The sequence below is a fragment of the Bacteroides graminisolvens genome (assembly GCF_963666085.1).
Classification (GTDB): Bacteria; Bacteroidota; Bacteroidia; order Bacteroidales; family Bacteroidaceae; genus Bacteroides; species Bacteroides graminisolvens.
The window spans coordinates 190844-204125 of record NZ_OY762556.1; the positions used below are offsets into that span (position 1 = coordinate 190844).

At 34.0% G+C, this 13282-nt stretch carries 14 protein-coding genes; 6 read left to right on the top strand and 8 right to left on the bottom strand.

Features of this window, described 5'->3' with window-relative positions; genetic code table 11:
* The first annotated feature begins 232 nt into the window (after positions 1-232).
* The 3 genes from ACKPCE_RS00860 to ACKPCE_RS00870 are packed head-to-tail and all read left to right on the top strand — an operon-like array spanning position 233 to position 2722.
* Positions 233-859 carry a DUF5063 domain-containing protein gene (locus ACKPCE_RS00860; RefSeq protein WP_319503855.1) on the top strand — a complete coding sequence of 209 codons (627 nt, stop codon included), beginning with the start codon at positions 233-235 and terminating at the stop codon, positions 857-859.
* A gap of 3 nt (positions 860-862) precedes the next feature.
* Positions 863-1522, top strand: coding sequence for a 3'-5' exonuclease (locus tag ACKPCE_RS00865; protein WP_319503856.1), 660 nt, complete (start codon positions 863-865; stop codon positions 1520-1522).
* A gap of 15 nt (positions 1523-1537) precedes the next feature.
* On the top strand, positions 1538-2722 hold the full coding sequence (locus tag ACKPCE_RS00870; protein ID WP_319503857.1) for a class I SAM-dependent rRNA methyltransferase: 1185 nt from the start codon (positions 1538-1540) through the stop codon (positions 2720-2722).
* 485 nt (positions 2723-3207) lie between these two features.
* On the opposite strand, the gene ACKPCE_RS00875 is transcribed toward ACKPCE_RS00870, so the two are convergent.
* The 7 genes from ACKPCE_RS00875 to ACKPCE_RS00905 all read right to left on the bottom strand — a co-directional run bounded on the left by ACKPCE_RS00875 (position 3208) and on the right by ACKPCE_RS00905 (position 7230).
* Complete coding sequence (locus ACKPCE_RS00875) at positions 3208-3618, bottom strand: hypothetical protein (RefSeq protein WP_319503858.1); 411 nt, start codon at positions 3616-3618, stop codon at positions 3208-3210.
* 217 nt (positions 3619-3835) lie between these two features.
* On the bottom strand, positions 3836-4375 hold the full coding sequence (locus ACKPCE_RS00880; protein ID WP_319503859.1) for a hypothetical protein: 540 nt from the start codon (positions 4373-4375) through the stop codon (positions 3836-3838).
* 272 nt (positions 4376-4647) lie between these two features.
* Positions 4648-5382, bottom strand: a complete 735-nt coding sequence (locus ACKPCE_RS00885; RefSeq protein ID WP_319503860.1) for a hypothetical protein — start codon at positions 5380-5382, stop codon at positions 4648-4650.
* A 64-nt stretch (positions 5383-5446) separates the two neighbouring features.
* Entirely contained in the window at positions 5447-5626 is a 180-nt protein-coding gene (locus ACKPCE_RS00890; protein WP_319505890.1) for a hypothetical protein, read from the bottom strand.
* Between the two features lie 142 nt (positions 5627-5768).
* The gene (locus ACKPCE_RS00895) at positions 5769-5993 is read right to left on the bottom strand and encodes a hypothetical protein (RefSeq protein WP_319503861.1); all 225 of its coding nucleotides are present in this window, start codon (positions 5991-5993) and stop codon (positions 5769-5771) included.
* Between the two features lie 376 nt (positions 5994-6369).
* Positions 6370-6591: a hypothetical protein gene (locus ACKPCE_RS00900; RefSeq protein ID WP_319503862.1), complete on the bottom strand. Its 222-nt coding sequence runs from the start codon at positions 6589-6591 to the stop codon at positions 6370-6372.
* Between the two features lie 165 nt (positions 6592-6756).
* On the bottom strand, positions 6757-7230 hold the full coding sequence (locus ACKPCE_RS00905) for an Arm DNA-binding domain-containing protein (RefSeq protein WP_319503863.1): 474 nt from the start codon (positions 7228-7230) through the stop codon (positions 6757-6759).
* Between the two features lie 328 nt (positions 7231-7558).
* Between ACKPCE_RS00905 and ACKPCE_RS00910 the strand changes: the two genes are divergently transcribed.
* On the top strand, positions 7559-8905 hold the full coding sequence (locus tag ACKPCE_RS00910; RefSeq protein ID WP_319503864.1) for an aspartyl protease family protein: 1347 nt from the start codon (positions 7559-7561) through the stop codon (positions 8903-8905).
* Between the two features lie 314 nt (positions 8906-9219).
* On the top strand, positions 9220-10026 hold the full coding sequence (locus ACKPCE_RS00915; RefSeq protein ID WP_319503865.1) for a class I SAM-dependent methyltransferase: 807 nt from the start codon (positions 9220-9222) through the stop codon (positions 10024-10026).
* A gap of 110 nt (positions 10027-10136) precedes the next feature.
* On the opposite strand, the gene ACKPCE_RS00920 is transcribed toward ACKPCE_RS00915, so the two are convergent.
* Positions 10137-11243 (bottom strand): WD40/YVTN/BNR-like repeat-containing protein, encoded by a 1107-nt coding sequence (locus tag ACKPCE_RS00920; protein WP_319503866.1) that lies wholly within the window; start codon positions 11241-11243, stop codon positions 10137-10139.
* 234 nt (positions 11244-11477) lie between these two features.
* Between ACKPCE_RS00920 and ACKPCE_RS00925 the strand changes: the two genes are divergently transcribed.
* Entirely contained in the window at positions 11478-13142 is a 1665-nt protein-coding gene (locus ACKPCE_RS00925; protein ID WP_319503867.1) for a tetratricopeptide repeat protein, read from the top strand.
* Positions 13143-13282: the final 140 nt, after the last annotated feature.

The window sequence follows — 13282 nt, forward strand, 5'->3', positions numbered from 1 at the left end:
TTATGCGATTTATTTTGCAGGTGAGCAAATTTCATCTCCACCCGGATGTACACAGTTTGTACACCCCCATGTACAGATTCCGTAGACCCGGGTGTACAAGCATTCTACACCCGGGTGTACACAAAGATTGGCCACATTGTTTTACCGTCCATTAAACTAGCAGTAATAATAAACAGTTATTCATTGTACCAAACACAACTTTTTCTTACCTTTGCAAATCAATTTCTTATTTATGAAAACAGAAAGCCAAGTTATATTCGATAGAAACGTCATAGAATTTGTTACAGTTGCTGCTGAATTCTGCGGTTTTTTAGAACGCGCCGAAGGAATGAAGCGCGATAAGTTCGTTGACACCAGTTTAAAAATACTCCCGCTACTATATCTGAAAGCGTCACTTCTGCCCGAGTGCGAAATGATGAGCGATGAATACCCTGAAAACTATGTTACAGAAGAAACTTACGAAATTCTTCGAATGAACATTGCCTCTGTCTTGACAGAGAAAGATGATTACCTGGAAGTGTTTCTGCCCGACATGGCTTACAGCGACACCCCCATCAAGAAGTGTATTTCCGAAGATCTGGCCGATATCTATCAGGACATTAAAGACTTTATTTTTATTTTCCAGCTCGGTTTGAACGAGACCATGAATGACTCATTGGTTATTTGCAAAGAAAACTTCGGCAATATCTGGGGACAAAAGCTGGTTAACACATTGCGCGCATTGCATGATGTGAAATACAACACCAGTCCTTTTGAAGACGAAGAAGAGAGCGAAGACGACGACGATCACGAACATTGCCACTGTGACGACCCCGATTGCGATTGCGGGCACGAGCATCACCACCACGACCATGAATAAATTATGATTATAAAAAGAAACATATCCAAACAGACTATTTCAGAACTGCCCAAGGCTTTTTTTCCCGGTAGAATATTTGTTGTACAAACAGAAACGGAAGCGGAAAAAGCGGTGGAGTATCTTTCCTCACAAAAAGTGATTGGAATTGATAGTGAAACACGGCCGTCCTTTACCAAAGGGCAATCGCACAAAGTGGCTTTGCTGCAAATATCGTCAGATGACATATGTTTCTTATTCCGTTTAAATATGATAGGGCTGACTCCTTCTATCATACAATTATTAGAAAATCCCCACGTCATCAAAGTGGGACTTTCGTTGAAAGATGATTTCATGATGCTTCGAAAGAGAGCTTCATTCAAGCAACAAGCCTGCATTGAGTTGCAGGAGTATGTGAATCAGTTTGGCATACGCGACAAGAGTTTGCAAAAGATATACGGTATTTTGTTCGACGAAAAAATATCAAAATCACAGCGTCTCTCCAACTGGGAAGCCGATGTGCTTAGCGATGCCCAAAAACTATATGCAGCAACCGATGCCTGGTCTTGTCTGCGCATATATAACCTGTTGCAAGAGCTGCAAGAGAACGGCAATTATGAGGTAGCGCCGGAAGAAGAAGTGATTCAAAGTACATCATTCACAACAGAGTCTACAGAAAACAAGTAATTCTTAAACAAAAATATGTCTTATAAAAAAGTATATCTGAAAGCAGGTAAAGAGGAATCATTAAAGAGATTTCATCCATGGATTTTCTCGGGAGCCATATCACACATTGACGGTGAACCCGATGAAGGCGAAGTGGTAGAAATCTATACATCGAAGAACGAATTCATTGCTGAAGGACATTTTCAAATTGGTAGTATTGCCGTGCGCGTGCTCAGCTTCAAACAAGAAGAGGTCAATCTCGATTTCTGGAAGCAAAAACTTCAAATAGCTTACGATATGCGTAAGAGCATTGGTGTGGCAGCGCACCCAACGAACAATACCTATCGGTTGGTGCACGGTGAAGGCGACAACCTGCCCGGACTTATCATTGATGTGTATGCAGCCACCGCGGTTATGCAGGCGCATTCGGCTGGTATGCACATGGACCGCATGGAGATAGCCCAAGCGCTAAGCGAGGTAATGGGCGAAAGCATCAAGAACATCTACTACAAATCAGAAACAACGCTTCCTTTCAAAGCCGATCTTTTTCCGGAAAACGGCTTCCTTAAAGGAGGTAGCAGTGATAATATAGCCCAAGAATACGGATTGAAATTCCACGTGGACTGGCTAAAAGGGCAAAAGACAGGCTTTTTTGTCGATCAACGTGAAAACCGGGCATTGCTTGAACGATATGCCAAAGATCGCAGCGTGCTCAACATGTTCTGCTACACGGGTGGTTTTTCGTTCTACGCCATGAGAGGCGGCGCCAAGCTGGTGCACTCGGTGGACAGCTCGGCCAAAGCGGTTGACCTCACCAACAAGAATGTGGAATTGAATTTCCCCAATGACAGCAGACATACCTCTTATGCAGAAGATGCCTTCAAGTACCTTGACCGCATGGGTGATCAATATGATCTTATCGTTTTAGATCCACCCGCATTTGCCAAGCACAAAGACGCACTGCGCAACGCACTGCAAGGTTACAGAAAGCTTAATGCCAAAGCCTTTGAGAAAATAAAACCGGGCGGCATTTTGTTCACATTCTCGTGCTCACAGGTCGTTACAAAAGATAATTTCCGTACGGCCGTGTTCACCGCTGCTGCCATGTCGGGACGCAGTGTGCGAATACTACATCAGCTTACTCAGCCGGCAGACCATCCGGTCAACATCTATCATCCTGAAGGTGAATACTTAAAAGGATTGGTTTTATACGTAGAATAACAGCATTAAAGCATAATTAAAGTTAAATAAGATAAGATTTTTAGTCTAATACTATGTTTTAAAGCATAAAACGCTTTATATTTGCACTGTGTTTTTCATGGTATTAGATTTAAGGTTATAAAGATTGGTTGTCGCGACGACAATCAATTTTTTTTTTGCCCGTAAGTGAGAAACGACTGATAATCAATTAGTTAGACGCATTAAGAAATATAGGTTTTTGAACTATGTTGCAAAAACGTTGCACAAAACAAAAAATCAGTCGCCCACAAAACATCAATAAATATATACTAAAATATTATCGGAACGATTCTCTTGAAGGGATTACAGGGCAAATATATAATATTAAATCCACATTACAAGTCTTCGTAGGGTAAATTTGAAAACCTAGAAAATTGCCATCCGTGTGAATTCGGGTTGGGTGTGGTTTAAACGGTGTTTCCCATAAAATATTGCCCCATACCCCTTAAATAATTGATTGTCTCTTTTCATCGTCTCCCACGCATATCAAAAAACGGATAATCATAAAGATCAGGATTATCCTCCTCTCTTAGTAAAGCAAAAAAAGCTTTTGCCTTATCGGTTAGATCACCATATATGACACAGTATTCACCAGAACTTATTGGTTCGTTAGTCTCAATATCTATCAAATTATAATCAGACGGTGCAACGCATCTTATTGGAGGTGGAATATATATCCCACGTTCGTTTATTCCCATCTCTCTTTGACTATCCCTATCTAAAATAACAATCTCTCCACTAGGTCTTAGACGAGGCCTATACGCTATTCTAATACCAGCAGCTTGTAGATCACGATACGAGGTTACTACATCAGTAGATTCTGTTCTCAATTGATTGCAGTAATCTACAACCCTTTCTATTAAAAAGAAATCATTCATATATTTAAAACGTTATTAGTTAATAATACAACTGAAGAATGGGAAAGAGGTGGTTTAATACCTCTTCCCATCACTCTCGCCTACCCTATACTGTTGCTATAGGCTGTGTTTAGCAGGGCAATGAAGTCTGTCTCAGAATTTATTTCACTGGTTAAAGCCGATAATGCTTGGAAAGCTCGTTCTTCACTATGGGTCTATTAAACCCTTTACCCAATATTTAGACACTTTCTTTGTTTCGTATTAAGCGATAATAAATTGATGTAGAATCTTTTGCCCACATCATATATATATCAACTTTTTCCCTTCCCTTTTCAGTAAATAGAGATATATAAAACGCACCTGACATAAAACCCTTATTGTATTTATCCTTTGGAATAGTAGAACCACCACAGTACGCCCTTTCAATAGTCGATAGGTTAAATCCATCATTTTGAGCGTTGTTAATCGCCACTATTAGATTATCGCTATCAAAATATCTAAACTCCTGAATATCAATTTTATCACCATCACTACAAGTTGTATATATAGAATATATAACTATATGATCATTGATCTGAGTTCTCACCTTAAATTCGTCAAGTACAACACATCTACTAAGCTTTCTTTCAACCTGAACAATTTGCTTTTCTACAGCGGTAATAATTGATTGATCAACAGAATTCGCTCTAAGCGTTTCTAAATTTCTCTTTGTGGCACTAAGTGCCTTGAAAATGTTTTGCATATTAAATTGAAAAGGAGAATTCAACTCATAAAACATTTATTAGCTGTTTTCCTTTACGCCACAAAGATCAAGCAAATAAAACCAGTGTAAATAGAATAAAATTTTTATTCAAACACCCCCCCCTTCTGAAAAACAAAAGCAAAAAACTAATAAATACGCCTAATAAATGCTTTATTATTGCCAATATATATCATTAAGTTTATCCCTTTTAGCGTTTTTATATTGTTTTATATATCCTTTTAGAGTTTCATCTCCAACATTGAAATTTTCGTTCCTAGATAATTCTACGAAATATATAAGTCTAGATATTAATAATAACTTTCCTGAATCCTTTCTTTTCTGAGCTTTAAATTGAGGATTAAGCTCAAAAATTTAACAAACATTGAGGCGAAAAAATAAATAAAATATGAATTAGACTCAATCGAACTAAATTCCTCAAAACTTCTATGATCCATCCTTTTATAAAAAGAATTTGAATCTAGTTTTTCACTTTCAATTAGGCAAGAGTTGCAAAAAAGAGAAATAAAAAATAATGTATCCGGATTCTTTATTGTGAAAGCCTGTTTATTATCTATATGGAGTGTTAGCTTTAATTCTTTATCAGATTTCATACGAAATGGTTTATTACCTTTATAATCATAACCTTTAATATTATCATCTATTGCCCTTATTAAATCCTCTAATTCCTCCCTTGAGCTTTTTTTGCATCTATATCCGCTTGTACATTCACCATTGCAATAATCATAAATAAACAACAATAGATACCAAAACTTTTCAGAATCAATATTACGTATTTTAAGTGTATTTTGTATATCTAAATCAGACATATATTTGTCATAGGTAAAATATATACCAAAGTAATTATTATACCGATTCTTAAACGTATACAATGAAGCAGGATTAAAAGACCTATCAGAATAAAATTCACCTATATCATAATCATAGTCTATATATGGACAATACTCGCCCATTAATTGAATTACATAATCCAGCAATTCATTTTCTTCTGGAATATCAGTTTCAATATTAAATTTATCTATCATATTTAATTCTTTTTCTGCAAAGAAACAAAAAAGCCTGTAATCACCAGACTACAGGCTAATATAATTAACTTTGAATTTTTCTATAATGATAATCAACTCCGAATAAAGCACCCGCAAAAGTGCATACTTCTCCAAAAGCTACAAGGATAGAGCTGTCTATTATGCCAACAGGCGCAACACAGAAGCCAGCAATCAACAATCCGACTCCAACCAAAACAAGTAAGCAGGCTACGGTTAGTTGAATATTTAATTTTCAATTTTTATTCATAAAAAGGTTTTATAATTTATGTTTATTATTAGTATATTAATTTCATCTTTTCTAATATTATATCTTTTTAATTATGCGTGAAACATAAAAGGTCCTCAAATTAATGAGAACCTTTAATTTAACGTCCAGAAACTCTAGGTGCAACACAATTTAATAAAGCCTCTTTTGGATTGTACAGTTTAACTGTATCAATAAAAAACTCTGTACTTTCAAAACTTTGTCTTTCAGTACTAAAATATGCCACTTTCACTTTAGTTTCTTCGATTGAAGTGACTGTTAGTTTAACATCTGGAGGTAAGTTCAAATAAACAACATCCCCTACTTTTAAATTATTATTTTTCATAAATAAAATATTAATGCTCATCAACATAATGAACATTTGCAAATATAGTAGCAGATACAAAAAAATAGCAATGTAAATCATTGTTTAACTATTAAAATCTAAACATTTTCCAAAAACACCACTTAAACTCCTGATTATCAATACACTAGACACATAATAATAAAACAGGTGGAGTTATTAACAATTATAATGTAAAAATAAAACATTGTATTCGGATTATCCGCGCAAAACGTCCAAAATTGGGCCATAAAAGCAAAAAGTTACTTATCAAAATAACATATAATCAACTATAAATATTATTATACCACTCATCCCAAATTTGTTAAAAATATAAAAAAGGCTCTCAAATTAATGAGAACCTTTAAAAAACTACCACTTAATTACATTTGGTTTTAATAATAATAATAATAGCTTCATCGTTTTTTAAAATTTGAAAACAATCACGTGGAATTATACGCATTTTAGATATTCCATTGCGATTTTTATAAATTAATTCAATTTCATTATTAGTGTTAATGTTAATACCAATAATATTGTCAAAATCATCAAAGAAACAATTTTCTTTAAATAAGCCATTTTTTAAAAAATCGGTGCTCATTTTTGTGATTTATTTGACAAAGGTATTTATTTCTTTTTTAATGCCGATATAGAAATAAATAAAAGTTAAAAAAATATTTTTAAACAACTGATAATCAGATAATTAACACAAGAAAAACAAATTCTTAAAAACACACAAAGCTCTCTAAATAGAGAGCTTTAATTATTATAACTGTGATAAATCTAATATTATTTCTTCAGTAATTACTTTCTTTTCAAACGCAACAGGACTAGACTTTTGGAAACTGCAATATATCCTTGCATTTCGAGCTTTTCCATTCACCAACAAAATATCAATTATAGTTTGAACATAATCACGTAATTCAATGGAACTGCAACATAATCTTCTCAGGACATCAGACATAGAACCGTTTGCTAATTTAACCTCAACTATAATTGCCTCTATAGATTCTAATTTCTGATTTACCAATAACGCATCTTTAGTTCCCTTAATAACCCTTTGGGCATCGCTATCCCAATGATTAGGATTAATAGAATATCCAGTAACAATTTGCTTGCGTATTCTACCACTCCTTAATTTCAGTACAATAGGACTTTTTTCGTTTTTATATACATTAGAACCACCAGAAACTATTGCAAAACTGTTGCAAAATTGATCTAAAACACCGATTTTAACCATCTTTTTAACTCTTGTAAAATTTATAACTAACTGATAATCAGGTACTTATCCATCAAGAGAACCTCCGCAACGACAATCATTTTTTTTTGCCCGTATTCCATATATAAAATAAAAGAAACTTCCCCATACAGGTCTTACTTTCTTCTCATTTTGTTTAAAGATGTAACAGTAGCATATATTCGTGTAACACAAGTCTTTAATCTTTATTAGTGTTATTCAGTAATTTTGCCACATCGCATGAAGGCATACTTCAACTAAACGATAAATGTCTGATAAAAAACACTGATGATTATGAGATCTTTTGACTTAAATTATAAAATCTGTTTATATGAATACTAATAATTTCATTCTACTTCTTACCCTATTACTATTTGAGACACATGCCGCAAAAAGCAATTCCTTAACAGGTGTTCAGCAAAAACACACAAAGGAATTGAATACAAACCGAACTTCTGATAATCCATCAACAGAACAGCGTTTGCTTCAAATGCTTGACAGAAAGGACTTTTTTCGACTTAAAACTTTATTGCAAGAAAAAAAGGATGAGTTACCTCAACATATTGTATTGTATATTGAAGCTAACTTGCAAGATGCCTTCAATCAAACTGAGCAATCTTTGCTAACTATTGACAAACTACTCAACAATTATAGAAAATCTTTGAGTGATGCCTTTCTTTATAGGATATACGCAATAAAATACGACAATTTATTTAATCAATATCACTACAAAAAGGCCGCAGAGGCGTTAAAAATCGCTATTGACAAGTATGGTCATGCTGTAGACAGTGCAGAATTGACTAGGTCGCGTAAAGAAAAATACGATTTTGTCAATTCATTAAGAAAGTTCCCTGTACAAAAAATGCATATAACCACTGACGTAAGTATTCCTATATCGCTCAATCAGTACAATCATATAATACTAAATGTATCAAGTGGCGAGCAATCAGAGAATTTCATTTTTGATACAGGAGCTTCGAATATTGTAACCGAAAGCAGTGCTCGACGATTGGGAATCCGAATACTTGAATCCGAAGCAAGTATAGAAGGAGCAGTAGGCAAGAAAGTCCAATCAAAAGTTGGCTTAGCTGATAAACTATGGATTGGTGACTTAATGTTTGAAAACGTCGTTTTTAAGGTAATGCCTGATGAATTACTCACATTTCCGGCAGCCAATTATGTAATCCATGGAATTATAGGTTTCCCTGTCATGAACCAAATGAAAGAAATAGAAATATACAAAAATAAAAACATTAACGTGATTGCCAATCCGCAAAAGGGTAATTTATGCAATCTCTTTTTGGATAACACCTTGCCTATTGTTCAATTTGAGGCGAATAGCGATACAGTACTTTTCGTATTAGATACTGGTGCTAATACAAGCAAGTTTTCCTCAAAATATTTCGCCGCGCACAATACTGAAATAAAAGAGAAAGCAACTTCAAATACAATACGACGGGAAGGGATAGGCGGTACTGCCGATAACAATGTGCATGAATTGAAAAATATCCCATTGAAGATCGGAGGACAAAAGATGACAGTTCCCACTATTATTGTATTAACAGACGAGCTCTCGTATCTTACAAATTATGATGGTCATTTAGGACAAGACATATTGATGTCTTTCAATAAATTAACCCTAAATTTTAAAGAAATGAGTTTGTCATTTGATAATTAGTGAAGCAGGTATTATAAAAAAAAAGTAACCATGATTAATACAAATAACATACTATATTATTCATCTCACTAATTATCGGGTTGAGCCTACTTACTTTCTTTTCATTTCGTTTAAAATATAATAGATTATCCCAAAATTTCTAACTCACTTCTCTACTAATCTTAATTTGTACTGCACAGAAAGCGTATAATGTGCATTAATAAAAACCAATTTTATACTCAATTCACGCCCAAAAACACAAATGCGTACCAAATGCGTACTATAAAATCATAAGAAGCAACACATTCAGAACTATGTTTGCAAATAAAAAGAACATGCAAGAAAGACATTTAGATAGACTCCGCTATTTTGAAGAGTCAGCTAATTCCGCGCAGGAATATTATATAGACTACCTGAAGAATTTCATTTCAATAGACTCAGAAACAAACATATTGGAAGTGGGATGTGGTGAAGGAGGAAATCTTTTACCTTTTGCAAAAGCAGGTTGCCAAGTAACAGGAATAGACCGTTCTTCAACGAGAATCTCACAAGCAAAAGATTTCTTTATTAGATTTGGCCAAAATGGGAATTTCATCACTTCAGATTTCTTTAATATTGAAGTCTCTATACATAAACATTTGTATGACATCATTCTAGTTCATGATGTAATAGAGCACGTAGAAGAAAAAGAAAGGTTTATGGCACATCTAAAGTCTTTTTTAACTCATAAAGGAGTTGTTTTTTGGGGGTTTCCAGCATGGCAAATGCCATTTGGAGGTCATCAACAAATATGTCATCATAAAATTTGCTCGAAACTGCCATTTATTCATTTACTTCCAAGTTTTTTATATCGTACATTACTAAAAGCATTTGGAGAAAACCAGGCTTGCATAGATGAATTAATGGAAATAAAAAGATGTGGTGTCACAATCGAAAGATTCGAGGAACTTCTCAAAATAAACGGTTATAAGATTAGTGGTAGAATTTTGTGGTTAATCAATCCGCATTACATGCAAAAGTTTAAACTAAGGCCTCGAAAATTGAACAAATCACTGTCACAAATCAGATATTTACGAAATTTCTTTTGTACATCCTGTTTTTACATAACAAATATTATTCCTAAAGACGTAAAAAAGAATTAATGTGTGTTTCATAGAATATTATTTGTATTTATTATGATTAGACACCTTTACTCGCATCAGGGAAGAGCCCCTTCTTTGCATTTAAAAATTGTTCAAAGAAAAATAAGTCTCTATTCCTTATTTTTATTACCAACCTCCAGCATATAGACACCATCCGTATAAGTATATAAATATAGTCTATTTTTATATAACTCAAAATCAATAAGTCCGCCAATACCCGACAAGTTTGTCTGAAAAAGAGTTTCCCAACTATCACCTCCATTAGTTGATTGATAGATCATAAGCTTATGATTCTCATACGGTAATCTGTTTACTCCCGAAGTATATAAAACTGAGGGGGTATTTTTGTCAAAAACAGTTTTAAAGAAATACAAGCCACCAGTTAATACAGCTTTCCATGTTTCACCTTTATCAATGGACTTTTTAATAATAAGTTCTCCGGAATAGAGTAGTATCTTTGAATCAGTAGGATGAAATTCAATGTGGTGAATGCAATTATTATCTACTGACTCTATTAATTGCCAGTTTTTTCCGTTGTCATACGAAGAATACATAAGAGACTCAAATGCCATAGATTCACCTGTATAATAAATATTGGTTGTATCGTTGGGGTTAAACCCTACAAACCAATTCTGATACCCTGCATACTCTTTATTAAGTACCGTCCAACTTTGCCCAAAATTGGTAGATTTGATCACCCCAATCGGTTCTACCAGAGCCAAAATAGAGTTGGGATTCTTGGGGTTTTGAATTATTGAATACGGGATTACCTTATACTCATTTTCTTTTAAAATGAATGAACCGGGAGTAATCGATTTGTAGGTTTCTCCATTGTCCGATGAATAGAGAAACGCCCTTTCATCAGCACATCCGGAAATAGCCAAAATTTTATTACCGTTCTTTACAAACTGAATAATGGGAAGATCTTTAAATGCAAACAGTTCCCAATCAGTGTTATTGGTCGTGCTTATATGCTTTCGGTACACACCGGTCAAGGTGGTAACATAAATGTAATTGTCTATAATTTGTATTTTAGATCGGTAAGGAACTCCAAAGTCACGAAAAACAGCCTCTTCTGCTTTGCTGACATTTGCAATATCTTTTAAACCCAAATATTGAAACGCTTCGGTTGAGGAGGTTTCATTCGTTTCATTGTCATTGCTGCATGAGCATAAGAAGAAGAAAAATATAATCGGCACTAGAAACAACACTCTCATTATTTAAATGATATAAATTAAACTCATTTCCATCTATGTATTGCGAATGTAAACAAAAAAATGTGATTTGCAACAAATTTTACCAACCATAATACTAGGAAAAAAGCAATCAATTATTTATTTTTGCAGCAAACACAACAATTACTATAAATGAAGCCATCTATCCAGTTTCTATTTACACTTATTTTTCTGTTCTGCTTGTACTCTTGCAATAATAAGCCTTATCCACGCCCTATGCAAATTGCAGATTCCATAGTTATACAAGACCCAGACAGTGCAGTTTTATTATTAGAGAAGCTCGAAAAAGATATAATTAAAGAGCCCGAAAACACCCGCATGTATTATTATCTACTTTATACAAAAGCAAAAGATAAGGCATACATTCCTCACACTTCTGACAGCTTAATGCAAAGAGTGTTGCACTATTACCAATCGAATAAGGACAAAAAACACTTACCGGAAGCCTATTATTATACGGGATGTGTTTATCGGGATTTAGGTGATGCACCACAAGCATTGGACTATTTCAACAAAGCCATTGAAGCCAGTAAGAAAAGTCCTGATTACAAAGTAATTAGCCTGATTTATAGCCAAACTGGTACTTTGTATCTATATCAAGACATTTATGATCTAGCCATGAATGCTTTCAAAGAAGCTTACAACTACAATAAGATGGCAAAAGACAGTGTAAGAATTGTATATAACTTAAGAGATATAGGACGAACCTTCACAGGGCTTAATAATGCTGATAGTGCGTTATGCTATTACAAAAAATCGTATGAACAAGCTTTAAAAATAAAAGACAAACATCTGATAGATGTTACGCAATATGGATTGGCTAGCCTTTATGTGCAACTTCACAAGTATAACCTCGCCAAACAAATCTTGCAGTCCACATCAAGAGATATTAAAAGAGGCTATGCCAGCGGGGTATATTCTATTTCAGCAGATTTGTATTACAAATTAGGGAAAACCGATTCTGCTGTTTATTTTTTTAACAAAATGCTAAATGAAGGCACAGTTTATGCTAAACAATCGGCCCATTGGGGACTGGCTAGCATTGCAATAGAAAAATCCGATTGCAATACAGCAATAAAACAACTTCGTGATTACAATACTTATACGGATTCCATACAAAAAATAACGGCCACAGAGACCATAAAAAAGAAGCATTCGCTCTATAACTATCAATTACGTGAAAATGAGAATAATAAATTGCGGAGAAAAAATGCCTATCAAACTTTATGGATTGGATATGCTTCCATAGCAGTTATTCTTCTATTAGCATTTATAGTCAGCTACATTCAATATAATAAGCGCAAAAAGGCTCAATGGCAAATACAGTTGAACAAACTAAAACAGATTAAGGAAGAACAATATAAAAGAAGCATTCAATTTATTGAAGAGAATAAGATACAAATTAAAAAATTAGAAGAGACATTACAGCTCGCAAAAGGCGAATACAATACGCTAAAAGAAAAGTTATTAAAAGCACAAAAGAATGCTATAGAACAAACAAATACACAAATAAAGGCGAAACTCAAAGAAGAAGAATTAGCTGAAATGAATCTCAAACAATCTGACATTTATATTCTATTTCACAAATCCGCAAACGATTCTACATTAAAAATAACTAATGACGATTGGGATGCATTACAAGATGCTGTAGACAATACTTACAATTTATTCACCCAACGTCTTAATGCTCTTTATCCAATTAGCGAAATAGAAAAACGTATTTGCCTACTTATTAAAATTTCAATTCCCATTAAGGATATTCCATATTTAGTTTCACGCTCCAAGCAAGCCGTTACTTCCGCACGAAAAAGACTCTATGAGAAAATATATGGGGAATCCTGTGCTCCCGAAACTTTTGACGCTTTTATTTCTGAGTTTTAGTTCGAATAGAATTAATTCTATTCTATAATGATAAGGAGAACTTTTCCGGTTTTCCTCAAAAAAGCATTTATTTTCCAATAAAATACATACATTTGCACTGATGTTACAGTATTTTTAAGAACACACAAAAATATATTTAA